This is a genomic window from Cupriavidus necator, from assembly GCF_040578825.1.
In the GTDB taxonomy this organism is placed as follows: Bacteria; Pseudomonadota; Gammaproteobacteria; order Burkholderiales; family Burkholderiaceae; genus Cupriavidus; species Cupriavidus necator_E.
Genome location: NZ_JBEFLI010000001.1, coordinates 246220 through 270888 on the forward strand (window position 1 = coordinate 246220; position 24669 = coordinate 270888).

The following is a 24669-nucleotide window of genomic DNA, read 5'->3' on the forward strand; positions in this document are numbered from 1 at the left end:
ACAAACCTCATATAGCCAACACAATGAATTCGCCTGTTGCTGTTTCAAGAAACGATGCCTTACGTCGCCTAGCGAAGCGATCCAAGTCCCGACAATTTTGGGACGAAGAGTTTGACTCTGGCTGGATGCGCGCCGAGTTACCAACGGACACTTTTGCCGACGGCAAGGTGTCGCCGCATGTCCTGCATCGCAAGTTCAGTTATGAACTTTATACCTTCCTGCTCGACCGGCTGGCTGCGCAAGGCGGACATATAAATACCTTTCTGGATACTATCGTCGCACTGGCGGTTTCGCGCCTTACGGCGCAGGACAAGCTGGTTCTGGCATATGCAGAAGGTCCTACGGCGTCGCCCTATCCGCTGATCATGGATTTTTCCATGCTGACTCGGTTTCGCGATATTATGGAACACGTCGGATCAAGACGCGCAGAATTGGGCGAGCATGCCGTAGCCGGGACGTGGCAGCATTATGTCGCGTTGTGGCAGCAGCGCGGCAATGCCGACTCGCCCGCCGCCATTTGCCTAGCCCATGGACGCGCCGAGACTGTGCATGCGCACGCCGGTCTGGGAGAATTTCCGGCCGTGATTGCCATCGACGTCATGGAAGATTCGTTGGAGCTATCTTTACGTTATGATGCAGCGGCCATGGATCCCCGCACGGCTGCGTCTTTCCTGAACGTTCTGGAACATATCACCAAGCTGTGCAGCACCAATTTCGATATCACCCAACGCGAGCTGGTCTTGGCGTCCGGGCAAGACATGGCCACTGTGGCCGCCATCAATGCAACTGACGTCGCTTTCCCCGACACGAGCCGAATCGAGGATTTTCTGGTTGAGGCAACAGCACGGCATCCGGAGCGGGTCGCACTACGCGCATCTGCGGGCGACTGGTCTTATGCTGATCTTCTCACCAGGGCTAATGCGGTGGCCGCAGCGTTGCAGGAGAACAGGGTTGCCCCGGGAGACGTGGTGGCCATCATGGCTGAGCGTTCGCCCAACATGGTGGCTGGCATCTTCGGCGTGCTCATGGCGGGAGCGACCTATTTACCGGTGGATCCAGGATATCCGCCGGCCCGTATCCGCTACATGCTCGACGATAGCGGCGCCAGGCTGGTGTTGCTTGGAGACGCCGACCTCGCGACACTGATCCCACAAGCGGTGGGCAGTCTGGCTCTAGCCGATGCCATCAGTCGTGCTAGGCCCGCTTGCGGCTACCGCCCGCCGGCCGACCTCCTCTGCACCGAACCCGCCTACATTATCTACACATCAGGGTCAACCGGAAATCCCAAGGGGGTCGTGGTCGAACACCGCTCGGTGGTCAACCGCTTGCAATGGATGCAAAACAGCTACCCGCTCCACGCGGACGACGTCCTGATCCAGAAGACGTCGGTGTCTTTCGACGTCTCTGTGTGGGAGCTATTCTGGTGGAGCTTCGCCGGCGCATCGCTTTGCGTTCCGGAGGCAGGTGCAGAGCGAAACCCAGAAAGGCTGGTTGCCGAGATCGCGCGCCATCGGGTCAGCGTTATCCATTTCGTACCGCCCATGCTTTCCGCTTTCCTCGACTATGTCGGCAGCCAATCGGCGAAGGTGGCCTCCCTCAGAGTGGTATTTGCCAGCGGGGAAGCAATTAGCCCTGGGCACATCGAGTCCTTCAATGCGCTGGGAGATGCGGCTGCGCGGCCACGATTGATCAACCTGTATGGACCGACCGAAGCCACCGTCGATGTGACTTGCTTCGATTGCAGCAACCTTTCGCCGCAGCGTGCGCGGGTGCCATTGGGCAAGCCCATCGACAACACCCGGATTTTTGTGCTCGACCGATTCTCTCGCCAGTTACCGGTGGGCTTCTTTGGCGAGATATTCATCGGCGGTGTGGGCGTAGCCAGAGGCTATCATCGCCGTCCTGAGCTGACTGGTGAGCGGTTTGTGCTTATGGAGGACGAACGCCTGTACCGCACTGGCGACATCGGGCGCATCGCCCCTGACGGGTTGATCGAATATGCCGGACGGACAGACCATCAGGTCAAGGTGCGGGGATTCCGGATCGAACTCCAGGAAGTCAGCACGGTGATCGAGTCGCTGCCCGGCGTAAAAAATTGCGTAGTCCTGACCGGCGGCGTCGCAGGTCAGAACGATACCCTGCTAGCGTTCGTCAAGGTGGCAGAGGCGAGCGTGACAGTGCACCAGCTAACTGAGCAGGCAGCGGCACAGCTCCCTGCGCACCAATTGCCCAGCCAATTCATCCTGCTCGAAGCGTTTCCCAATCTGCCCAATGGCAAGATCGATCGCAAGGCCCTGTTGCGTATTGCCGATGATTTCAGGTCATCGGCGCAAGCGGCCGTGGCCCCACGCGACGAAGTAGAGGCACGCCTGCTGGAGATCTGGAAGGCGGTACTTGGACGCGACGATATCGGTGTCACCGACAACTTCTTCGCCGTCGGCGGCAACTCTATTCATTTTGTGTCGATCCTTGGCCGGTCGCGCCAGGTGGGACTGGGGTTCTCGTTCCAAGACATGTTCCAGTCCCCTACCGTCGCCGAACTGCGCATGCGTGTCAGTCTGGGGGAGATCACAGGCCAGGGAGGTAGCGATGCTCAACCGGTGCGACTGGACCTGTTAACATCGGGCGACCGTGCCGAATGCGCAGCGCGCTTCCCCGATTGCGAAGACGCTTATCCGATGACAGCGCTGCAAGAAGGTCTGGTCTTCGAAAAGGAACTCTATATTGCTGCGGCGCAATACCACGACGTATTTACCTACACGATCGAAGGATCGATTGACCCAGAAACTTTCAAGGCGGCAGCGCAACTGCTGGTGGATTGCAATCAGATCTTCAGGACCAGCTATCACATGAGCGGCTTCGCGCAAAGCGTTCAAGTCGTTCACAGGAATGTCGCGGCACAGGTTTTCATCGACGACCTACGAGGTTTGTCAGCTGCCCAAAGGCAGAAGTGGTTGGATGACTGGCTGGATAACGAGCGAGCCTATCTCTTTCAATGGGAACAGCCGGGCCTGGTACGTTTCCATGTCCAGATTCTAACTGACGACCGCTATCTGTACACGCTAAGTCAGCACAATTCGGCGCTGGACGGGTGGAGCATTTCATTGGTCCACACGGAATTGTTCAATACCTATTTCGATATGCTGGCCGGCAAGAAGCCGGACAGTACAATCAAGAAAAACTATATCCGTGACTACGTGGCTCTGGAAAAACAGGCCATAACCGACGATGCGCAGTGCTCCTATTGGGATAGCGTGCTGACCGCCAGCTCGCAGACATTGCTGCCGGTGCAACAGCGACCTGGCATCGGCGAACGCTTTACCGTGAAGTATCACCCAGTAGACATCGGCAAGGAGCTTTCCGATGCCCTCATCGGCGTGGCCGATCGCCTCAAGGTTCCGGTGAAATCGGTGTTGCTTGCGGCCCATATCAAGGCATTGTCCCTTCTGGGAGACACCGATGATGTCTTGACTGGATACGAGCACAGCGGGCGCCCGGAGGTGGACGGGGCCGCCGATGGCATCGGCCTGTTCCTCAACACGGTACCGTTCCGGGTTCGCCTGGGGCAGGAGAGCTACGCCGAGCTGATCAGGGAGGTGTACGCCACCGAGGGAGAAATGCTACCCAATCGCAGGTTCCCCATGGCGCGCATGAAAGAGCGCTCGGGAATCAAAGAGATACTGTTCGAATCGGTTTTCAATTACACCCATTTCTATCGCCTCAAGGAACTCAAGAAACATCAGGACTTCTCACTGATCGAAGTCGAGGCCAGAGGCGAAACCGAGTTCGCGCTGAGGGCAGAGTTTTCTAGGCACTTCTTCGGAGACAACGTCAAGCTGAACCTGCATTACCACGCAGAAGCCTTTGGCGAGGATTTCATCGCAACGGTGGCAGCTGTGTACACCAAGGTACTGCGGGAGATCACCAGGGATGTGCAACGTGCGCACCAGCAGATGGACTTTGTCACAGGTGACATTCTGCAGTCGCTACTGGCGCAAGGACGGAAATTGGTTCAGGACATCCTGCCGTTGGGCCAAAATGCATGCGCGGTGGTAGTCAATGCCGCCGGTTATCTGCAGCCGCCGGGTGCCTATGGTGAACTTGCGACGTTGTCGGAGGCAGCATGCCAGGCCATGATTGCGAGCGGGCACGGCAGCCTGCCGGATCAAGGCGTCGCCAGAAGCGGGGTCGTCGGCAGGATCGACCTGGCCTCCCAGCGGTTTCTTGTGCGCCAGATCTCCAGCGATCCGAGCGAGAATACGCTCCCCTCTGCCTCGGCAGAGGCGGCACTGCCGCCAGAATCAATGACTGCGGCAGAACTCATTGCGCAAAGCTGGAGCCGGGTGTTGCAAGTACCGAGAGCGTCCATTTCGCTCGAATCCAATTTCTTCGACCTGGGCGGTACCTCCATCCTGGCCATGAAATCGGTGCTCGAGTTGCGTGGTGTGGTATCGCTGGTGCAGCTGCTCACCAACTCGACACTCGGCCCGCTAGTCAGGTCACTGGCTGTCGCCAGTGACGAAGGCAAGTTGCTGCATGCTCTAGCCCAGGGTAGCGAAGACGAGGTGGCACTGGTCTATTTTCCCTATGCAGGCGGGAACGCCATCAATTTCCGCGATGTGGCCAATGCATTGCGATGCGCCTGGCCACAACTGAGCATTTATGGCGTGGAGCTGCCCGGCCACGATTTCCAGGGGAACAGTGCCAGCCTACTGGCGCCGCAGGACATGCTGTCCGAGCGCCTGGCCGACGAGCTGCACCGCTTGCCACACAAGCGCCTAGTGTTCTGGAGTCATTGCGTCGGCGCTGCTTTGTGTCTGGATACCTTGCAAAGGCTTTCCGCAAACGTACTGGTGGATAAGGTGTTCATCGGAGCAAAGATATTGCATGGTGCCCAGCATGATCTGCAGTTGGCCGAACGGATGGAGTGCCGCAGCAACGGCGACATCATCGGCCTGCTCGACAAGCTGTCCGGCGCCGAAGACTTTACTCACGTTGCAGCGGATTCGCACGGGGCGATCGCGGCGGCGTTCCGACATGACGCAAGCGGGGCCAACCGCTTCTTGTCGCGCATGCAGGAATCCCCCCCTTCGTTACGCGATGTGCCCATGATCAATGTGGTTGCACAAGACGATCCGTTGACAGAAGACCATGTCGCCCATCATGAACGGTGGCGCATCTTCTCGCCCTCGCTGGCCTTGGAGGTACTGGAATCCGGTGGGCACTTCTTCTGCCGGACCCGCCCAGAGCAGGTTGCCAGCGTGATCCTGAAATATTGCGGAGTGCCACATGATGCAAGCTAGTCACTTCCGTTTAGTCTGGCTCAAGAAAGGTGGCGCCAGCATGCTTCCGTTTTCCGTGACCGCATTTACTAACGGACTGCTCGGTGGTGCGCTAGCAATCACGGCCGGCATGAGTCCGGCTGCCGCCCTATTCATGGCGGTCGCCCTTAACTCGGGATCGGCACAGTTTGTCGTCACCAAAATGATCCAAGAAGGGATGCCCTTCGTCACGATCGCCTTTGCGGTGTTTATTGTCAGCTTGCGATTGCTGATCTATGCGGCCGAAATGCGCTCACACATCAAGGGGGCGCCCCTGAGATGGCGATTGTGGCTGGGGTTCAGCCTGATCGATGCGATGTTTTTCACGGTGAGAGATATGCGTTCCAGCCAAGCGCAAGGTGGCCAGTCCGGCCTGCTCTGGTTCTGTCTCGGCGCGTCCCTGACAATGCTGTCCATATGGACGGTCGCGACCGCGCTGGGCGCGTGGGTGGGCAAGGCATTGACTGAATACATCGTTTTCGGTCTGGATTTCCCGATCCTAGCCATGTTCGCGACCATGCTGGTCGGCTCCATCTCCAAACTACGCCACGTGGTGGTAGTGTCAGTGGCCGCTGTATCCGCGATCTATTTTCATGACTTGCCGTACAATGCGGGATTGATGGTGAGCGCCTTCATCGCGGCAGCGGTTGGAGTCACGTTGCAACACCTTCATGCTGCCAGGGTAGCCACCGATGGATGAAGCAAACCTGTACTTGAAGCTCTTGGCATTGGGTGCCGTCATCTATTTGATTCGCGCCGTGCCGCTGCTTTTCTTGTCAAGATCGGAACTACCTGGAGCGGTTAAGCTGTGGCTGGAATATCTCACACCATCGATATTGGCGGCCATGATATCTCCCTCTTTGCTTGTGGCCGCGGATGGTGGGCGCCTCTCACAGGTGTCCCTGCCCCATCTGATGGGACTGCTAGTCACAGGAGCCGTATTCTATTTTTCACGAAAGCGTATCCTGTCTTTGCTGCTCGGCGTGATCGCTTTCTACTTTGTACATGTCCGCGTCGGATAAGGTGCCCCTGGTCTGGCTCGATTGCTCTGCAATCCCGAAGTCAGGCCGGGCGCATGCCGCCATAGGCTCCAGTGTCTCTGTCCTTGCCGCCGTCAAAGGCTTTGAGTTTCTCGATGCTGGAGTACGACATCGGTTCGACACGCTCAGGCGTGAAGCCGACCGACAGGATTTCCTCGCTGCACGGGTCCTTGCCAAGTTCGTCATGAGTAAGGTGACCGGGCTACCGCCCGCGATTGTTTCGATCGAGCAATTTTGTGTCGACTGCAACCGAGCGGGACATGGCAAGCCTTTTTTCCCCTCACACCCAGAGTTATCCGTTTCGTGGAGCCATCAGAACGGCATCGTCATGGCAGCAGTATCGACTTTTGATATTGGCGTCGATGTCGAAACACTCAGCTCTATCCCAGTCGAGCCCGATTTCGCCGAGAATGTGCTAAGCGATACAGAATTGACCATCCTCAATAAACTGCCTGCGGCCAGTTTCGATGGGACAAACTTGAAGCAGTTGTATGTCGCGCGGCAATGGGTACGCAAGGAGGCCATCGTAAAACTCGGTGATTGCTCGCTGGATAACCTGTCGATGCTGGACTTGGGACAATTAGAGTTTCCAGATTTTTATTTTGACACTTTTCATCGGATCAGTTCCGGATGTGATTACGAGATGATAGACATTTCCATCGCGAATCGAGCATGCCTCGGCGCGCTGGTATGGCGGACAGGAACACACGATATATCATTGACTACGACTAAAGAGAACGCAATCCATGAAAATCAACATCCGAATGGCCGCCGCTCAAACTGTCGATCAGTGTGATTTTCGTGCCAATCTTGTTCAACATTGCCGCTTCATTGAGGCAGCCGGCCGCGAAGGCGTGAAACTGCTCGTTTTCCCAGAACTGTCGCTGACAGGCTACCATCGGGAACGAGCAAGCGCGAATTCCGTTGAGCTGACATCCCCTAGTCTAGAAGCATTGCGCCGTGCGTCGGCAAACGCAGACGTGGTTGCCGTCGCTGGCATCCCGCTTATGATCGACGGGCGGCTTTTCATCGCATCATTGGTCATCAGGCCCAATGGAACCATGACCTCCTACCATAAACAGTACTTGCATCCTGGCGAAGATCTTTTCTTTCACCCAGGCACTGGAGGACCCGCCAGCCTTGAAAGTATGGGGGTAGCATTGGCAATATGCGCAGATACAAATTTCGCCGAACACGCTGCCGCAGCCGGCGCGTTAGGTGTAAATGTCTATGCCGCTAGCTGCTTGATCACCAACGGCGGCTATGATCACGATTCAGCGCAGTTGAGCGCATATGCGGTGAAACATGATTATGCGGTCCTACTGGCCAATCACGGTGGTCCCACCGGAGGATTCGATGTGGCCGGTAAGAGCGCCATTTGGGATGAGCGGGGTAATTGCGTTTCTGCCGCGCTTAGCACAGGAAATCAGCTTGTCATTGCTGAACGTACATCGGGAAAGTGGACTGGCCGTGTAATTCCACAGCCTTTTGAGTGAACACATCCGGGTGCTGTGCCGTCTTCAGGCACTCGTTAGGCCCCAAGTACTTCGTGGGCGGAACACTACCCCTGCCCTACTTCGCGCACGGAGGTATGGCAGCACCCCCAAAAATCCAAACATGACGGCTGGAACCCAGGCTAAGGACTGGCTCAACACGGAAATGCCCCTCAACACAGGACTCGACGCGAAAACCGCTGGCACGACGCCCACGAAACACAATGTAGGCACCCACGGCCTGTGCGACGGATACCCACCATGGCGCATCCATCAATACCTCGCTAAAGCGACGGCTCCTTTCTCCTGCGACCCACGTTTCTACCAATTGTTGTTCTTCACGTCATTGCCCCGCGGCATTCCGCTCACGACAAATCTACCCGATTTGACATACAAGGCGGTTGCATCAGAGCAACACCCCACCGGACTAACGGGTGGCAGAGCAGTCGGCATTCGGCTGCTGGTGAGTCTACGTAACCCGCAGTATCCCGGCCTCGCCTCATCCCTTAAAACTTGGGCCTCCAGCAAGACAGACGAGAACCATGAAAAAAGCAGGCCGGGTCAAGACATGGCATGCAGACAAGGGCTTTGGGGTTTATCGACGTCCACGCGGACACGAAAGATGTGTTCTTCCACGTCACGGCGGGCTACAAACATGCACGGTGACGCCCAAGCCTGGCGACCGCGTGAGCTTCGAGGTCGGCAAAAGGCAACGACGGCCGGGTTCAAGCGCTAAACGTCGCAATTGTCGGGGCACCGAAGCCGCAATCGAACGCAAGCCTCTTGCCGGTGCTCGCCGGTCTGGTGGTCTTGGGCCTCATAGCCGGCGGCGCCTTTGCTGGTTACTTCCCTCGAGAGGCCGGCATTGTCAGCCTCTCGGCAAGCATCATTACGTTCCTCGCTTATGCAGACGACAAGACGCGAGCAAGCCGAAACGCCTGGCGAACTTCTGAGGCTACACTGCATCTACTCGCGCTCTGCGGTGGTTGGCCGGGCGCGCTTGCCGCACAGCACTTGCTTCGACACAAGAACCGGAAACGGGGGTTTCAGTTCGCGTTTTAGAGTATCGTCGCCTTAAACATTGGCGCAATGGTTCTTTGGCAGACCGTCATTGCGGCTCGATGAAGCGGCAGCTGACGGCTTCGGCAACAAACGATGTCCAGCGGCAACCGTCACCGGCTTCGCTAGCGGCAGCGTGCCGGCCAGCAACCGATTGAGCCGTTGGCAAAGGAACAAAATTACGCCAAACATCGGCCAAAGGAACAATGTTCTGCAAAATTCTTTGCATAAAATTGTTCCCGGAAGCGCAGGACGCCGATGCTGTCATCGAACTCGTCGACTGGTACCGAGCCAGATGGGAAGTGGAGATGTTTTTCCACGTCCTGAAGACAGGCTGCAAGGTCGAGGCGCTACAGCTATCCACATGGATCGTGTGGAGCGGGCCTTGGCGTTGTATATGGTGGTGGCGTTGCGCATTGCCCGGTTGATGCGGTTGGGCAGAACCTGCCCGGACCTGGATGCGTCCCTATTGTTCGACGCCGACGAGATTCGGGGGGCATACGTGCTCGCCAAGAAAGCGCGCCCGAAGACACCGGTCACACTCAATCAGATGATTCGGCTGGTTGCTTCCCTGGGCGGGTTCCTTGGGCGCAAGAGCGATGGCGAACCCGGCGCCAAGACGATCTGGATCGGCATGCAGCGAACCATGGACGCCGCGCTCACCATTCAAGCACTGCAGCACGACTTCCACCTCGGACGCCGCGAGCCGATCGGCCAGCGCCGCGGCCCGGGCTTCGAGCCTGACACGGGCCTCGGCCTGCGCCACTGCCGCCGCAACTTTAGTGAGGCGAGCGATCAGTCCAGCGAGAAACCACCGTCCAAAGGCTCCGCGTAGTTGGCGTCGGAGGTTAGCGCATTGAACTCAGGCATGTCCCCGAACCGCGTCACTTGCACCTCGACTTGACGCCGCCAGTCCTCCAGCGAGCAGGATTGGATCGCCAGCGCCGAGTAGCTTTTGTGCTTGCGAGACGGATAGCGGAAGCCGATGGGCACGAATTCTCCCGTAAAGCCGTTTAGCACTTCGAACATGCGGAGGCCAAACCATTGGCACCAGCCGTAATTATGGTCGTGGATCCGGTCGTAAATGCCCAGCTTGCTGAGAACAGTACCGTCTAGATCGAGAATTGGGATATCCGCCTGCAGGGTGAAGATTGCGACCAAGCCCGTCTCCGCAATAGCTCCGGGAATATAGAACGTTCCCGGCTGCGTGTCGTCGTTTATGCAGAAGCCCGATTCCCACAGCGCAGTCATGAGATCCTGCGCTGCATACATCCAGTAGGTCGAAAAACGACCGTCGGCCCCGGCAAACCGAGGGGGCGGTCCGAAGCGGTAGGTGCCGTCGACATACGGCGGGATGACCCCCTTGGGGCCCCGGACACACCGAAAAATTCGAGTGCCGGCAGCCAACATGGTGACGCCGCCAAGAGCCTGCCGCAGGCGCGTTAATGAAGGAAGGTTTTTGTCGATGGAGGGCGGAACAATGATTTTTGGCGTTGACATCAACTGATCAGATCCGAACTGCGCGAGGGCAGCCAAGCCAGTTGCGTGATCACCCTGCCTTGCCGCTGGTTGGCGGCTTGAGCGAGGTGGTCCCGCTGCGCGACGGAAAGCGCCGCACGCGTTTCGAACGCCCTGCCCGCCAAAAGCTCGGCCGGTGTCAGGTCGTCGAACGCGTCGACCGGGGTTACCCAGAACGCATGGATTTCGCTGCTCGGTAGATCCTTCATCTGCCGCAGAACCGGAGCCAACAGCTCCGGCACCGGCGGCGAGAATTGCCAGGCTGGGAACGCGCGGCCGATCGCCTTGCCGCGCGGAGTGACACAGTAAAAACGTGCATCCTCCACTGCGCGGTACAGCGTCGCCTGCGACATGGTCACCAGGCCCTGTGCAATGACCTCCGAGGGCTTCAGATATGACACGGCGAGGCGGTCTTCGGCAGCCGCCGGTGCAGCGGAGCATGAGAGCGTTGCCGTCAGGCACTGCCGCACGATGGCCATCACGCGGGCGCGTTCGCCAGCATCGATGGTGTGCTCCAGTTGCTCGTCGATGTCGTGGACCAATTTCTCGACCAGTTGGGGGCCGGCCGCACTGGCGGTCGGCACATGGGTATGCGGTGTCATATCGAATTCCTTTCAGATTACCGCGGCCGGTGGGGCGAAAGCCGGGTGGATCGTCGCCTCTCGGTCAGAGAGATGGCAGGCCACCACACGTCCCATCAAGAAAGATCTGGCCCGGGCAACCAACTCGCAAAGGCGGTGCGCTCGGCGGGATTCCTCGATGGAGGCGTATAGATCCTCACGCACTAGCTGGCGGTGCATGCGCCGCAGCTTGGCGGGGACGCGCCCTTGCAGCAACTCCAGAAATAGATGGCTGCGGCGGTCCCCGGTGACATACCCCTCGTAGACCTCCTTTAGGAGACGCAGGTAACGATGGGCCACCGTCAGGCGGACATTGGTGACAGCCTCACCTGACGGGATGTACCGTACCTTCGGATCGTCACCTAGGTTGCCCACCAGAATGACGCGATTAGCCTTGAGCTTGGTCGGCGTCTCCGCAATGGGATTCGCCTCCGCCCGCACTTCGGCGGCTATCTCGATGGCGCGAGGGCCGAGCAGCTTGCGATAAAGCTCACTGAGCGCGGCAACGTCTGCGTCGTAGACCGGGTCACGGGCGTCGGCCTTATCCACCCCAGCCTCGTGAAGCCGCTCAAGCAATGCATCCGGCTCGATGCGCATGCGGGCGGCCAGGTCGGCCACACTGGAATAGGAACACATGGTCGCAAACGACTGGTTGATCGTGACTCAATCTTACTCAACCGTAGCAAGATTCGCAAGTTTCTCAAACGACAGGAGGTGTTACCTCCCATGTACTAGGGAAATGGGTTACGCGGCACCCAGTCTCGGGGAATCACCAGCATATAATGTGACGCATCCGCGCGGATGCCTTGTCGGAATTGGGCTGGCGCGCCGCGCGGGCCAATCACCGATGAGACGGCATGGCCCCCGCGCGCGACCCCAAAGCCCTGCAGAAACTGACTCCCGCCCACCTGCTGGCTGCGGCCCAAGCATGGGACTCGACCGGGAGGATCTCCAACTTCAAGTCCAAGACGCCTCGCGAGGTCATCATCGGCGGCCGGCGATATCCGACCAAGGCGATCATTGCGCTGGCGCACGAGCTGGCGGGCCTCGGCACACTGACAAGCCAAGAATTGGCCGGCAAGGCTGCCCGGCGTCGCCTGGAAGCCCTCGGTTTCGACCTCGCTGATGGGCTGGCGGTCGAGCCGTGGAGCGCGGAGGGCCTACGCCTTGCTGCCACCGCATGGGCCACTGATGCCGCGGCATGCCAGTCTGGTGCTAGGCAGGGGGCCGAGGACCCGGTACAAGTCGTCATAGACGATGTCGAGTATCCGGCTGGCGCGGTGTTGGGCCTGCCCGCCGGGCCGGGGGCTTCCCGCAGAGGCGGTGCTGGCCATCCGAGAGGCAGGATTCGCCTTGCGCACCGCGCCTGACGCCGTCGAAAGCGAGCTCGCGGCACTGGTCGACAGCGAGACCCTGTCGACCGAGGCCAGGCGCGAGGTCACCGCCCGCCTTGGCCAGGGGCTATTCCGCGCGGCGCTGCTTGCCCTGCACGGCCGCTGTGCGCTGACCGGGATCGCGGAGCCGAGTGTTCTTCGCGCAGCCCACATCCACCGTTGGGCCGACAGCAGGGACGAACCACGCGCGCGGCGCGATCCAGAGAACGGGCTCCTGCTGACGGCGAACCTCGACTGCCTTTTCGAAGGCGGGTTGATTGCCTTTGACGATAAGGGGGCATCCTGATTTCGCCCGCACTAGATGCGCAGACTCGGGACAGTCTGGGCCTACACGCTGGCATGCGCCTGGCCGAGGCCCCGTCTACGGCGAAACAGGCCTCCCTCGCCAAGCATCGGCATCGCACACGCACCGCACGGGCGGTTCACGCAGATGGCACCCTCCTTCGCACTGATCACGAGGAGGAGGCCACGTGACCAGCCAGCGGCAGCAGAAACGCCTCGTGAAGCGGGAACACGTCGACGCCGCTGCGGCGGTCATCGACAAGGATGGCCTACCTACTGGGTTTCGGCAGACGCCAAAATGGATGGTGGATGTAGGCGGAAGCTGGTATTCCCTCCGAGCGATTGTGGCGCTGGCGTGCGAGGTAGTCGGACTGCATGCCGTCGCCCAGAGCAAGCTGGATGGCACGGAGTACCATGCGTGGCGGCGCCACTTGCGCCGGCTGGGCTACCGGCTCAATCGGCCCGCGTGGCGCGAAAGTGAAGGTGTCCACGAAGACCTTCCGGGCGCATACGACGCAGCCTACGCGGAGAAAATCCGGCGCTTAGGCCCGACCCTCCCGCAGGAAGACCTGGAGATATGGATTGACGGTGGCTACTACCCAGCGCGCTGCGTGTTGGGCTTGCCGCCAACCACTAGTCTGTCTGCGACGCTGGCCGCCGCACAAGCGGCGCAGTTGGACTTTCGCATTGCAGAAGATCCCGCTGATGCCGAGCTTGAGAAATTGCTTGCCAGCGGTACGCTATCCACGGAGGCTCAACGGGAAGTTATGGGGCGGCTGGGACAAGGACGCTTCCGCACGGCACTGTTGCAACGACACGGTAGCTGCACGGTGAGCGGGGTCACCGTCCCTGCAGTGCTGCGCGCAGCGCACATCCACCGCTGGACTGACTGCGCTGATACTCCGGAGGCGCGCCTGGACCTCGACAACGGCTTGCTACTAACGGCAAATCTGGATGCCTTATTTGAACCCGGACTGATTGCCTTTGACGACGACGGCACCATGCTGTTGTCACCACAGTTGACGAACGCGGACCGAGCCGCGCTCGGCATCACATTTGGCATGCGGCTGCGCCATATCCCGTCAGCTCGCCAGCAGGCCTATCTGGCCAAACATCGACTTCGCACCCACTCTATGCATGAGTCTCCAGAGGCTTCCGCATGAGCACGGCGGCTGGCGCGACCGTCGTGATGTCGGTTGGGGCGAAGGGCCAGCCTTGTTTGCGGATGACTGCTGGCCAGTCTGCCTGCCGCCGACGATGATGAGGACCGAAGCGGTGACCAGGACGCGCGGGTCGCGCGCGCCTTCGCGGCGCATTCCAAGGTGCGGCGGCTCATGGCCCGGCTGCGCGAGGCACTGTCCGCGGTTTCCACCCGCGCACAGCGTGGGCACGACGCTGCCTTCATGAAAACCCACGCCGAGTCAATGGGCCGAATGCAACCTTGTAACGGGCAGATGAAGCGATTCTTCCGCGCGGTCGAGCTCGCACCCGTCGACGTCTGCGGCGCCGAACGGCTGGCCGCCACAAGCACGTACTGGATGCGCCATAGCTACATTTACACGCTTTGGCGGGGGGCGCATCTTTACGCCGTCAAGCAGAATGCTGGCCACGCGCCTCGCTCGACACCACCACCCGGTATGTAACGACCGACGACGCGCGGGGGATGGGCGATGAAGCGATTCTGGGACCCTAGCAGCCTCAGAACATGCCGACAATTAACCTGAGATGACTATGCTCAACGCTTGCTTCAAGAACACGCCCAATGCACGAGGCCTTCAACCCTCCCATGAAGAGATTACTGAGCCGCTCAAAGGTGTTAGTTTTGAAACCCGCGCATTTAATGCTCTGCTCAAGAACAAAGGGAAGCTGGGGATCAAGCAGCTTTTCAGGTGTCGTGCGTCCAGGATGGACGGCTACTTGATCACGACTCAAAGGAAAATTATTCTACTGGAAATGAAAGAACGCCTCGGATGGGGTTCTGTACAGGCTGCGGGCTTTCAGTTTCTCGCGGGAAGGCAGCTCCTAAGACTGCAAGCCGACAGAGGTATCGTCGTGTTTGATCGGATTTCTAAGGAATGGAGCCAGATCAAGCCAAACGGTGGTTGGGGTCAGCTTGCCCTTCATTCACAAGAACTGTCTCCCCATATCGAAATCGGCGCCCTGCAGGTTCTTGAGAGTGGACATATTCGCACCCAGCCTCCCAGGCGTGCGCGGCAAGGCGGGTGAGCGTTTCTGGCCTGCGATTTCGATTTTGACATCTGGAAGCGGTGGCTGCCAGCAATGTATCAGTCTCCTGCGTCGGTTCCGTCCACACCATAGATGCGTTTGTTTTCATCGCGAGTATGGCTGCGTAGACCAATAGCAATTCGCTGCGGGAATGCGGCTCCCTCCCCAGCAAGAGCCAACTGAAGTGCGTGGCGCTGTCGATCTCGAGCAGGATCTCGGGAAGTTGGCCGCCAGGGTGCCGTTCGAACAGTGCGCGTCGCAATGTCTCCACCGACGCGGGCGTAGCGCTCGCCACCAAGGGATCGATGTGGATCGCATCGTCAATTTTGAGCTTCCCACACAAAACAGCGTCCCTCAGCTTGACGAGGCCTTCGTCCAGATGCGCGATCACCGGCGCCCCAATGCCTGAGCATCCTGCGGCAACTTGAGATGGCCATAGAAGTGGTTGCGTTTGGCCTTCCAATCGCCGGCGCCGATCAAAAGCGCCGCTTGGCTTCGGAAGGCAAAGCTGTGCGCAAGAAAGACTGAGCCGTTGCGCAGTGCCACCCATAGAGCGAATAACGTGCCCCACTCGAAGGCGGCCAGCGCCCGCTGACGGTCCTGTCCCTCCATAGCAGGTTGCCAGGCACGGCCAAGTCGAACCGTGATGTGGTCGGGAAGAGAGTCGGCCTTCCTCGCGTAGAGTTCCTGCAGCACGGTCAACGCGTCAATCAACGGGTGTGCCGACTGGGCGGAGAAGGGCAGCAGAACCAACTTGCCGAGCAAGGCTCGGGCCTGGCGCCCCCGTGACAGGAGCTGCATGCGGATCAGGCTGGCACGGCTGGGCGCACGCCGATTGAGCGCTGCATCGGCCAACGCCGACAGCTGCTGGCAGAGTGCTTCACGGGTTAGCACCTCATCCGCGGCCAGCGTTTTGACAGTGGTCGCGAACTCTCGCATCTGAGTCTCAGGGTCTGGTCGGCCAGCGTCAATCAGGCGCCGAACGTCGTTGACGGATTTCTGAATCCAGTGTCGCAACATGGTCGCCAATTGGTCCGTGGCGGCGCATAAGGCGTAACGCAGAAAGCAAGCAGCTTCCAAGCGGCGGGGTTGCTGCGCGACTCGCTTGCTCACTGATGCCGGACGATTGGCACAGCGCCTGGCGTAGTAGCGTACCAGCGCTTCATTGCACGCCTCCGGCCAGTTTCGATGGATGCCCATCTTGTAAAGGAGTTCGACCTTGTCGAATAATTCCCCCATCTGATGGGTCGAGGTTCGCAACGGGACGGTCCATAGCCATTGTTGCAGACTGGCGCGGCCACCATGCGGGTGCGCCAGCGATGTGCCCCAAACGTCCAGGGCGGCAGCCCCATAGGCGCGCACCAGGGCGACGGCAAGCGCCGTTTCCGCCGTCGCGACGGCCGGGCTGATCAGTCTTTTTAGTGCCCGGTCATGGGGTATCAGGATTCGATGTTCGTACAGCCAGCACTTCAGTTCATGAAACAGTTCGGTGCGACTAGGCTGACCCGTCAAACGTTCCTTGAGCCAGCGCGTGACATAGCGGCGCTGATGCTCAGCCATCGGACTGAAGCCGAGGGCTTGATAGGCCAACATTTGATGGTGTGCCAATGTATCTGTACGCCCGTCGTAGAGGGCGTTGAGCGTGCCCATATCCGGCAGTGTCACACCGACCTGCGCACCGACATGCGCCCAGAGAAATCTGGGCACTTGCTTGCAGGCATCCAGCGTGCGTCCCGTCATGCGGATAAAGCCGATGTGTACGGCAACGGCCAGGCGATACCAGGGGCTGCGCCGAGCCGAGCTTGCCACGTTCTTCACCTACTCCCCCAAGGAACGGGCGCTGATTGATGCGTTTCCTTGCCAATCGCCGTGCAACTCGACCGATCCGTCGAGGTAATTCATCCGATCCGGAAGGGTCGCCATTCCGAAGGCAATCCGCTTAGCGTGAATCAGCTTATTACATGCGCTTCGGAAACCCAGACTGACCTCCGCCCTCGTTCCCTCTTTAAGTACCCCGACTCCGATCTCAGGCCGAACATCGCCTCGAGCCCCATGAATGACATCCAGTGGCCAATGACCGCCGTCGAGAAGGTTTCTTAGAACTACAGCGACTTCAATAAGCAGTTTGGTTGCTTGCGTAACTTCGTGGCGCACCCGGAGCTTGTCGAACTCGTCGCGGTCATCCCCAGTCGAGAGACGGGCCAAACCCTCACTCCCGAAGACAACCGCTGCAAGATTATATAGCGACGCGTAGATGAGGGGATGTTCTATCAGCAGTGTTGTTGGAAAGGAAGAGCAATCGTTGAAGGGAGCTGCCTAGTGTAGACTGTATCAATTCGCAGGACGGCGTTGCGGTCTTGCGCGGGAAGGTGGTTCAGCGTCGACGACAGCCAGATGCCGTCGTCTCAGATCGGGCAACGGTCGTTCGGGAACCTTGACGAATTGTCCACTGCAGGCTGAACTGCGACTGTAGGGGAACGTCAAATCAGCTTCAGCCATCTATCCTCCAGTCTGTGGTTTTAGCCCATCCATTGCGGCGCACTTGGTTGCCAAATTTGGTCATCGTGCGATTTCTGCCGAGATTGAGCAGCATTTTCATATGAATGCCTTTTCCTCCAACCTCGACGCCGACGAAAACCTCGAAGTGGCAATCCGGCTACCGGACGGCTTTCCGGTCGAAGATGTCGAACAGATCTGCTCCCTATTAGAGGAAGGGGATCCGTTCGTTCCGGCCTTCGAGCCTAATGCTTTCGGTCTCTACAGCTTGGCTGGCCAAGTTTGGTCGCTCACATTCGAAGAAGTCGAAACTGTCATCCTGCCTGATCGTAACATCGCCTCCCGCATGGCCCAAATCGCCAGGGGCGAGGCCATTGGCAAGAGCGCCCAGATCATTGCGGCCATCACTGCTTTCGCCCACTTTTTCGACATCATGATGGAGCCCGGGATCGCGTTCCACGAATTGGCTCCGCGGGAGGGCAATGGGGCCGCTCTTGATGAGCTCTCTTGGTTCCGCGCTGCCGACCACGGGGACAAGTTCGATTGGCTCGAAGTGGCTCTGGGCCGGCGCGATCGGCTGAGCCGCCCGGGCGTCCCGCGAGGGCATGAATCCTATGACTTGGCGAAGACGCTACGGGACTGGAGCACCAACTACGGTGCCGTATTGAAGATTGCCGAGATCGAGCTTTGCCATCCTGGGACGCCCTTTGAAAAGATCATGGCGCTGCTCGACTGGCTGCATCGCGATTACTTCTTCGCCGGCCAAGTGGCGACGATGGCATGCATCTATTTCGGCCCCGTCAATGCGCCGAAAGCTGGGCTAATGAAGGGCCTTCGCTCCCCTGATCGAGAGCGGGCCGTCGCCGGAGCGAAGAACGCTGCATGGGATGCACTCTATCTCAGCGCCCTCAATTCCATGGTCAACAAAGCTGCCGGGGGCCCCAAGCGGTTCATCTATGCGAGTCTGGACCGGCGCGCACGGTTGATAGCCCGCATGGCATTCGCCTTCGGGGGAGATGGGCCGCATCGGGACGTTATGCTTGGCATTCTGTCTCAATGGTGGACAGCTCGCGAAGCGACGACAATCGCAGACAAGCTGAGCCAAATCGCTTTGGACATCGACCTTCCGCACATGGAAGAGAAGCGCCGCAAGGCAGCAGCAGCAAAGCAGGAAATCATCGCTCAAAGCGAACATGCCGTGCGAAATTGGAGCGATAAGGGCAAGACTCCGATGGAGTGACTTCAAGCCCCTGGTTCTGGGAATCGCGTTTTTCGCGGTATCGGTCAAGGGGACCTCGTGCCATTGGAACAGCAGAGGCGCCCGCTTCCTCGTCTCGTGGGCGGTGTCCCTGACCTTGCAAGGCGGATTGCAGCCGGCCGAAACCGGCTGCACAAACGGACGTTCGCCGAGACGTCCCCCATCGTTAGCAATCGATGTGCATCTCGTCCGTTGTCGAGCCGGACCATCTAGTCGTGCAGACACTGCACATCATCCGCTCGACGTGACCGGCGGCACGTTGCCGAACGTATTCCGGCTCTAGCCGCGACCTGGTCAGGGCAGGCCAAAATCGCCCCCACGTCCCGGTACGGGTAGGCCGCTACATGCTTCATCATGAACGACTCACTCGCGCGTGCGGGAAGACGCAGACGAAGTCTAACGCCTCGTAAATGGACTGGCACGGCGAGACGAACGTCGCTTGCGTTAGTATCCGATCATCAGACCAATCGGATACTAGGAATAAATAATGACCAGGGCCGTTATCGAGAGAGTTATCAGCGAGTTCCTTGACAGCAAGAAGCCCGAAGTTCTCGCGATCAGCGGCAAGTGGGGCGTAGGGAAAACGTACGCGTTGAAGGAAATGGTCAGGGCTTATAACGGCGAGAATGCTCTGGCTTGGTATTCTTACGTTTCCGTGTTTGGGGCAAAATCGATCGGCGACCTTCGTTCGATGATTCTGGTCAAGACGCGACCGTTCCCCGTTAACAAAGACAGAGTGGGCGACGCTGTCGAGGAAGCCGAATCGCTCTTTGCAAAGGGGCGGGGAGGTGCTATCTACAAGGCGATAATGGCTCTGCTGGAGAAAATCCCGTACGGTGGAAAGCACATAACGGTTCTGCTCGAAACAATCGCGACTTCGCTTATTCGCAAGACGGTCGTATGTATTGACGACATCGAGCGCCTTGGCTCAGGCATCGCGATGGATGAACTGATGGGCCTCGTTTCCGAACTCAAGGTCGAGTCGCAATGCAAGATCATCCTGCTGTTCAACGAAGAACAGCTAGGTGAGCGAGCGAAGCAGTACGAGCGAGCCAGCGAAAAGGTCGTAGACAAGAAGCTGGCGTTCGTGACGACCACGAGCGATGCTGTCGACCTCGGTTTGCCCGCGGATACTCCGCTGCGAGAGTACGTGGTTCCCTGTGTCGAAAAACTCGGTATCAGCAATATTCGAACCGTCCAGAAGATCGCAAACGGCCTCCGCACCGTCCATAGTGTCATCCCAAACTGTTCAGACGCAGTCAATCACCAAGCTGCAATTGCGGTAGCAGTATTTGCTGGGGCCTTGTACGAGGGAGGAATCGGCTTTCCGAATGCTGAACAGGTCGTCAGCTATAACTGGTATTCCATCGCCATGGGCGTGGGTAAGGACACTATCGAGGAGTCGTGGCGCGAGAAGCTGCACGCGTGCGGATTTTTGGCATGTGACGAGTTCGATGCCGCAGTGCTGTCTGTATTAAGGAACGGCTACGCTCACGGATCGGAGCTTGCAAGGTATGCACAAGAGTTAGATGAGGTTGCAGACCGAGCAAGGCTGGATGGCATCTTCACTGAGGCGTGGAACACGTTTCACTACAGGATTGACGGAACAGCCGAGGAATTGATGCGTAAATTTCTCGGCGCTGTCGAAGTCGCAGCGACAGTGATATCGCCGCTCAATCTGAATAGCACGGTAAAGCTACTTCGCGAGCTCGGCTTTAGCGCCGAGGCCGATGAAGTCATCGAGAAGTACGTTGAACTCAATGCGGGCCGCACCGGCCTGTTCAGAATTGACGATTCGCGCTGGAGTAAAGATATAGACGACAATACACTCAAGCAGCGATTCGCGAAAGTGATAACGGAAGAAGAAGGCCCACTCGATCTGGCGACTGCGGCGACACTACTGATTGAGGGAAAACGTTGGGACGACAGGATGCAGGCAACCTTGTTGAATGCATCGGCGGATGACTTCGTCGCTCTGTTCAGGGAGAACCAGGGTGATGTTATGCGGACGCTAATCGATTTTCTCTATCGCGCGGCGCATTTTCGGGGAGCGGAAACAGCACCAATTGCCGCCACGGTAACCGCTGCGCTAGATAAGATCGCGAAAGAGTCGAAGCTCAACGAGATTCGCGCAAAGCGCTGGCGAACGTAACAGGCCAGGTCGACGAAAGGTTTATCGAGGATCGTATGCCCCCATGACCGCTTCCGAGAATCTGAAGGCCGCTTACGGGTCGCGAAGAGACGACGGACAGAGGGCGGAGATCCGTGACTTGCCGCACCGCCCTGCCCCTCCGATGACGAAGACTTCTCGCCGGCGCCCCGGTCGGTGATACCGTACCGCGAGACATACCCGGCAATAATGTCTAAACTCCCGGCTGTCTGGGTGTGCCGATTGCTGCGCATTTGCTCGCCGCACTTCTTTATCCCGGACCAAAAAGCCGGCGAAGAAAGCACTGGCTCAAGCTGCCGAGGCTACGGAACTGGCCCCAACCAACCATTGCAACCCGAAGTGAGAACCCGTACGCGACCTCGTGCAAGGCGCTGCCTTGCACTATACCTTTGCCCTTGGTATCTCGCCTTGCCACGGCGACCTGACGGGCTTCCGTCGACTGCTCACCCACCAAGGCCACTTAGAGACGCCACATCCTGAGAAGGCGCCAAGCAGATTGGCGGATGTGCTCGGCGAGGCGTCGAAGGTGAATTAGAGCCGATTCTCGCCTTGCTGGAATTGCTTAACCACGCCTTTGCTGTTGAAGCGTAACGTAAGCGAAGTCTCCTTCATGCTGTTGCCCATCGTGTTAGCGAACGGCACGTACGCGAGCGCGCTTGTGCTTACGTTCTGATAGGACCAGACTTGTTCGCCTTTTTCTAGGTACTGCACGTCGCTGGGACGACCGAAGATGCGCTCCACGTCCTTCGTGGTGGTTACGCCAGGCTTGATCATAGCGACCTTCGTTGGGTCGGTTATGGTGCTTTTGGATCCAGTGTTTGTGCAGCCGGCTAGGGATGCGGCCATAGCCAGGCCGACAGCAAGCATGGTCATCGTCTTCATTATTCGCCCTCTTTCCGTCTCACATTCTCCGGGATTTGTCAGACGACAAATGGACCCGTGAGTATTTTCATCATCCGAATATGTATCTGCTTGCTTTGTAAATACCGACAAACAAATGCCCTCGGAGGTTTTGGCAGGTTGACTTCTCGGATAACGGCATGAATCAAGGATTCTTGAGGCAGTCGCCATGGCTCGACATACATTCCCTACTCTCTGCCGAGATTCGGAAACATTCGCTGCCAGCGTATCGGTCAGTCCTGCCAGGGAAAGGTCGCGATACTATTTGAACGCTGCTCCTTCGCGAAATTCGCGGGCGGCAGGGCCGCAGGTACATAGCGCGACGATGGCGGCAGGCTAATGTCCGTTGAAGTTCCCCGGCCTACCGTTAGGCCGCGCGCACCGTAATTTTATTGCCGTTGACGTCGAGAAGCACTTGATCGTTTTTGCGGAACCAGCGTCAGCTAGTGCATGCGCAAGCTTCATTCGCTCGCAAAGCCTCGTCCGAATATCAGGGCAAATCCACACGTACAGATTATTTGGTGTGGCGCGCACGCCGGCGTGATACTGCGTGCCACTAACAGGCCGCTGAAATACCTCCAGCGGACGTCAGCGCGACGACTGGCTGAAGCGTTGATTTGAGGATTCCATCCAATCCCACATTCATGCGCGGCGTAGACACCTTTACCGAAAGCTTGTTCACCATGCGGCGGCTGGATGATTTCGTGCCGAAGTCCCAGCCGCTGCGCTCGATCCGCACCATGGCCAACCAGGCGCTGGTGAAGATGGACCGGTTGTTCGCGCAGATGTACGAGGCTGATATCAAGGGTGGCCAGCCTAGCATCGCGCCGGAAAAGCTGCTGCGAGCCATGCTGCTGCAGGTGCTCTACAGCATTCGTTCTGAACGTCAGCTCATGGAGCAGACCCAGTACAACCTGCTGTTTCGCTGGTTCATCGGGCTGTCGATGGACGACAGAGTTTGGGTGCCTACGGTCTTCACCAAGAACCGCGAACGGCTGATCAAGCACGATGCGGTGATCGAGTTTTTCAACGAGGTGCTGGCCATCGCGCAGAAGAAGGACTGGCTGTCTGGAGAGCACTTTAGCGTCGACGGCACGCTAATTCAGGCGTGGGCCGGCCACAAGAGCTTCGTGCGCAAGGATGGTAGCGACCAAGACGATAACGACGGCGGCAACTTCAGAGGTCGCAAGCGCAGCAACGAGACGCATGAGTCCAAGACCGATCCCGATGCCAAGCTGTACCGCAAGGGCAAGACCGCCAGCGAGCTGCGCTACATGGGCAATACCCTGAGCGACAACCGCCACGGCCTGGTGGTGAGCGCTATGGGCGCTATGGTGACAAATGCGGACGGACACGCCGAGCGCGAGGCAGCGAAAGTCATGCTCAACGATGCCAGGCAGGTGATTGAAGACCTGAATGTGGAAGTTACCGTGGGGGCAGACAAAGGCTACGACGCGCAGGAGTTCATTGAGGCGTGCCTGGAGATGAAAGTGACTCCGCATGTGGCGCAGAACACTTCGGGCCGGCGCTCGGCAGTTCCTGATGCCATTGCTTGCAGCGCCGGTTATGCCGTCTCGCAACAGAAGCGCAAGCTGATCGAGCAAGGCTTTGGTTGGGCGAAGACTGTGGGGCGCATGCGCCAGGTCATGGTGCGCGGACTCAAGAAGGTCGACCAGATGTTTGTGCTGAGCATGGCTGCCTACAACCTCGTGCGCATGCGCTCGCTGGGACAAATCTGTCCGCAGTTGCAGTAATCGCGGGTAATGAGGCGGAAATGGGCGCCAAAACGCAGAAAAAGTCAGTGCAGTGAGGCCCGCCTTCCGGATTGTGAAAAATAGAGAACCCAAACGCTTTGCGGGGGAAGCCTCATCGCGTGCGCGCTGAGTACTTCAGCAGCCTGCTAATGTCCAGTAGCACCGGAATACGGATGTTCATGGCGTGCGGCAAGGTCTTGGCGTCGTCCACCCTGACATGGATTTCCATGCGTTCCGTACCATCGACGTAAGCCGTACCCAGCCCGCGAATCACCTCAAAAACTGCTGCCCCCATGATCACTCTCCTGACGATAGCTCGGTGCTCAGTTCCTCGAATTTTGATGGTTGATTCGTGCTCGTCAAGCCGCGTATAAGCTGGCGAGGTGTGCAAGCACTCATTCCGCAGTCCGATCTCGGAGACCGCACCAAACGTTTAACGATGGGTATCCATCCATCTCAGGAGAAAAAGACCGCCTTGCCCAGCTGGTGACAGCGCACAGCGGTCTGGATCTGGAGCAGATTGCGCGTGTGCCGAGGCCGCCAGCCCATCTCTTGCCGTTTGACGAACCGGATTGCTAACCACTTGGTTGATTGCTGACTTGCAAAACCCGACCAAAGAGACTCTTCATGACGATAGTGGTCACCGCCATCACGCGTGGCGCAGTCAGTGGACCCATGTTGTTCGGCCTCTTGGCCATGTCCGCTCTACTCGCCTTAAGGCCAAATCACATACCAAGCGGTGGACGAACTGCCTCGTTCATGGCCGCGCGCCGGAAAGACTTCGTTGCCACGAATGACAAAATGAGGTGTTGAGGAGCTGCCTTTAGGGTGCCCGCGAGCGGGACACAGCTCGTCTCCGCGTAGCTCGTAATGGGGAACCGAAGAACTACCGTTGGGATGGCCCCGTGCCGGACAAACGTCTTTCCCATAGATCTCGAAATGCGGCACCGACGAACTGCCCCTGGGATGCCCGCGCGCTGGAAATAGTTCGCTCATAGTGGTCTGCTCCATTGTATTTTCCGTTTCCAACCCTTGCCGGCTCGTTTCAGCGCCCCAAAAACCCCCACGCAATCCGGATCGCCACACTCGGCCATGCACGCCGGGCGAGCATTTCCGACCACGTGATGCGCTTGACTAG

18 protein-coding genes and 3 pseudogenes are annotated in these 24669 nt (G+C 58.5%); 14 read left to right on the top strand and 7 right to left on the bottom strand.

Annotated features, from left to right (window positions below; translation table 11 throughout):
- The first annotated feature begins 23 nt into the window (after window positions 1–23).
- The 6 genes from AB1I47_RS01180 (at window position 24) to AB1I47_RS33810 (ending at window position 8916) form a co-directional block, all read left to right on the top strand.
- Window positions 24–5303, top strand: coding sequence for an amino acid adenylation domain-containing protein (locus AB1I47_RS01180; RefSeq protein WP_354681936.1), 5280 nt, complete (start codon window positions 24–26; stop codon window positions 5301–5303).
- Window positions 5290–6021, top strand: coding sequence for an AzlC family ABC transporter permease (locus tag AB1I47_RS01185; RefSeq protein ID WP_354681937.1), 732 nt, complete (start codon window positions 5290–5292; stop codon window positions 6019–6021). The genes AB1I47_RS01180 and AB1I47_RS01185 overlap by 14 nt, the downstream gene beginning before the upstream one ends.
- Entirely contained in the window at window positions 6014–6343 is a 330-nt protein-coding gene (locus AB1I47_RS01190; protein ID WP_354681938.1) for an AzlD domain-containing protein, read from the top strand. The genes AB1I47_RS01185 and AB1I47_RS01190 overlap by 8 nt, the downstream gene beginning before the upstream one ends.
- 1 nt (window position 6344) lies before the next feature.
- A complete protein-coding gene (locus AB1I47_RS01195; RefSeq protein ID WP_354681939.1) occupies window positions 6345–7157 on the top strand; it encodes a 4'-phosphopantetheinyl transferase family protein in 813 nt (270 codons plus the stop codon).
- Window positions 7108–7857, top strand: coding sequence for a carbon-nitrogen hydrolase family protein (locus tag AB1I47_RS01200; RefSeq protein WP_354681940.1), 750 nt, complete (start codon window positions 7108–7110; stop codon window positions 7855–7857). Before AB1I47_RS01195 ends, AB1I47_RS01200 begins: the two co-directional genes overlap by 50 nt.
- An 801-nt stretch (window positions 7858–8658) precedes the next feature.
- Window positions 8659–8916 carry a DUF1294 domain-containing protein gene (locus tag AB1I47_RS33810; protein WP_407935785.1) on the top strand — a complete coding sequence of 86 codons (258 nt, stop codon included), beginning with the start codon at window positions 8659–8661 and terminating at the stop codon, window positions 8914–8916.
- A 46-nt stretch (window positions 8917–8962) separates the two neighbouring features.
- On the opposite strand, the gene AB1I47_RS01210 is transcribed toward AB1I47_RS33810, so the two are convergent.
- Entirely contained in the window at window positions 8963–9142 is a 180-nt protein-coding gene (locus AB1I47_RS01210) for a hypothetical protein (RefSeq protein WP_354681980.1), read from the bottom strand.
- A gap of 13 nt (window positions 9143–9155) precedes the next feature.
- On the opposite strand from AB1I47_RS01210, the pseudogene AB1I47_RS01215 reads away from it, so the two are divergent.
- Window positions 9156–9598 (top strand): annotated as a pseudogene (locus tag AB1I47_RS01215) (IS4 family transposase); the annotation flags it as partial.
- Window positions 9599–9708: 110 nt separating this feature from the next.
- On the opposite strand, the gene AB1I47_RS01220 reads toward AB1I47_RS01215, so the two are convergent.
- The 3 genes and pseudogenes from AB1I47_RS01220 to AB1I47_RS01230 form a co-directional block, all read right to left on the bottom strand.
- Window positions 9709–10449 carry an RES domain-containing protein gene (locus AB1I47_RS01220; protein WP_354681941.1) on the bottom strand — a complete coding sequence of 247 codons (741 nt, stop codon included), beginning with the start codon at window positions 10447–10449 and terminating at the stop codon, window positions 9709–9711.
- The gene (locus tag AB1I47_RS01225; protein ID WP_354681942.1) at window positions 10413–11033 is read right to left on the bottom strand and encodes a hypothetical protein; all 621 of its coding nucleotides are present in this window, start codon (window positions 11031–11033) and stop codon (window positions 10413–10415) included. Before AB1I47_RS01225 ends, AB1I47_RS01220 begins: the two co-directional genes overlap by 37 nt.
- Before the next feature lie 303 nt (window positions 11034–11336).
- A pseudogene (locus AB1I47_RS01230) lies at window positions 11337–11471 on the bottom strand (single-stranded DNA-binding protein); the annotation flags it as partial.
- A gap of 437 nt (window positions 11472–11908) precedes the next feature.
- On the opposite strand from AB1I47_RS01230, the gene AB1I47_RS01235 reads away from it, so the two are divergent.
- From AB1I47_RS01235 to AB1I47_RS01250, 4 genes are all read left to right on the top strand, one after another.
- Window positions 11909–12421, top strand: a complete 513-nt coding sequence (locus AB1I47_RS01235) for a ScoMcrA-related endonuclease (RefSeq protein WP_354681943.1) — start codon at window positions 11909–11911, stop codon at window positions 12419–12421.
- Window positions 12405–12731, top strand: a complete 327-nt coding sequence (locus AB1I47_RS01240; protein ID WP_354681944.1) for an HNH endonuclease — start codon at window positions 12405–12407, stop codon at window positions 12729–12731. Before AB1I47_RS01235 ends, AB1I47_RS01240 begins: the two co-directional genes overlap by 17 nt.
- Window positions 12732–12915: 184 nt before the next feature.
- Window positions 12916–13890, top strand: coding sequence for an HNH endonuclease (locus tag AB1I47_RS01245; protein WP_354681945.1), 975 nt, complete (start codon window positions 12916–12918; stop codon window positions 13888–13890).
- Between the two features lie 562 nt (window positions 13891–14452).
- Window positions 14453–14953, top strand: coding sequence for a hypothetical protein (locus AB1I47_RS01250; protein ID WP_354681946.1), 501 nt, complete (start codon window positions 14453–14455; stop codon window positions 14951–14953).
- Window positions 14954–15044: 91 nt separating this feature from the next.
- Here the strand turns inward: AB1I47_RS01250 and AB1I47_RS01255 are convergent.
- A pseudogene (locus tag AB1I47_RS01255) lies at window positions 15045–16750 on the bottom strand (DUF4158 domain-containing protein); the annotation flags it as partial.
- A gap of 802 nt (window positions 16751–17552) precedes the next feature.
- Here AB1I47_RS01255 and AB1I47_RS01260 point away from each other — a divergent pair.
- Both AB1I47_RS01260 and AB1I47_RS01265 read left to right on the top strand, forming a co-directional pair.
- On the top strand, window positions 17553–18689 hold the full coding sequence (locus tag AB1I47_RS01260; RefSeq protein WP_354681948.1) for a hypothetical protein: 1137 nt from the start codon (window positions 17553–17555) through the stop codon (window positions 18687–18689).
- 505 nt (window positions 18690–19194) lie between these two features.
- Complete coding sequence (locus AB1I47_RS01265) at window positions 19195–20859, top strand: P-loop NTPase fold protein (protein ID WP_354681949.1); 1665 nt, start codon at window positions 19195–19197, stop codon at window positions 20857–20859.
- A gap of 549 nt (window positions 20860–21408) precedes the next feature.
- Here AB1I47_RS01265 and bamE read toward each other — a convergent pair.
- On the bottom strand, window positions 21409–21759 hold the full coding sequence (bamE, locus tag AB1I47_RS01270) for an outer membrane protein assembly factor BamE domain-containing protein (RefSeq protein ID WP_354681950.1): 351 nt from the start codon (window positions 21757–21759) through the stop codon (window positions 21409–21411).
- Between the two features lie 662 nt (window positions 21760–22421).
- Between bamE and AB1I47_RS01275 the strand changes: the two genes are divergently transcribed.
- Window positions 22422–23531 carry an IS5 family transposase gene (locus AB1I47_RS01275; RefSeq protein ID WP_354681951.1) on the top strand — a complete coding sequence of 370 codons (1110 nt, stop codon included), beginning with the start codon at window positions 22422–22424 and terminating at the stop codon, window positions 23529–23531.
- Between the two features lie 112 nt (window positions 23532–23643).
- Here the strand turns inward: AB1I47_RS01275 and AB1I47_RS01280 are convergent, their stop codons facing one another.
- Entirely contained in the window at window positions 23644–23826 is a 183-nt protein-coding gene (locus AB1I47_RS01280) for a hypothetical protein (RefSeq protein ID WP_354681952.1), read from the bottom strand.
- Between the last annotated feature and the right edge of the window lie 843 nt (window positions 23827–24669).

Bases quoted from the DNA above. Each gene is read 5' to 3' on its own strand.
- AB1I47_RS01185 (WP_354681937.1), top strand. From the start codon at position 5,290: ATGATGCAAGCTAGTCACTTCCGTTTAGTCTGGCTCAAGAAAGGTGGC.
- AB1I47_RS01275 (WP_354681951.1), top strand. From the start codon at position 22,422: ATGCGCGGCGTAGACACCTTTACCGAAAGCTTGTTCACCATGCGGCGG.
- AB1I47_RS01235 (WP_354681943.1), top strand. From the start codon at position 11,909: ATGGCCCCCGCGCGCGACCCCAAAGCCCTGCAGAAACTGACTCCCGCC.
- bamE (WP_354681950.1), bottom strand. From the start codon at position 21,759: ATGAAGACGATGACCATGCTTGCTGTCGGCCTGGCTATGGCCGCATCC.
- AB1I47_RS01200 (WP_354681940.1), top strand. From the start codon at position 7,108: ATGAAAATCAACATCCGAATGGCCGCCGCTCAAACTGTCGATCAGTGT.
- AB1I47_RS01250 (WP_354681946.1), top strand. From the start codon at position 14,453: ATGACTATGCTCAACGCTTGCTTCAAGAACACGCCCAATGCACGAGGC.
- AB1I47_RS01280 (WP_354681952.1), bottom strand. From the start codon at position 23,826: ATGGGGGCAGCAGTTTTTGAGGTGATTCGCGGGCTGGGTACGGCTTAC.
- AB1I47_RS01210 (WP_354681980.1), bottom strand. From the start codon at position 9,142: ATGCAAAGAATTTTGCAGAACATTGTTCCTTTGGCCGATGTTTGGCGT.
- AB1I47_RS01180 (WP_354681936.1), top strand. From the start codon at position 24: ATGAATTCGCCTGTTGCTGTTTCAAGAAACGATGCCTTACGTCGCCTA.
- AB1I47_RS01260 (WP_354681948.1), top strand. From the start codon at position 17,553: ATGAATGCCTTTTCCTCCAACCTCGACGCCGACGAAAACCTCGAAGTG.
- AB1I47_RS01265 (WP_354681949.1), top strand. From the start codon at position 19,195: ATGACCAGGGCCGTTATCGAGAGAGTTATCAGCGAGTTCCTTGACAGC.
- AB1I47_RS01225 (WP_354681942.1), bottom strand. From the start codon at position 11,033: ATGACACCGCATACCCATGTGCCGACCGCCAGTGCGGCCGGCCCCCAA.
- AB1I47_RS01190 (WP_354681938.1), top strand. From the start codon at position 6,014: ATGGATGAAGCAAACCTGTACTTGAAGCTCTTGGCATTGGGTGCCGTC.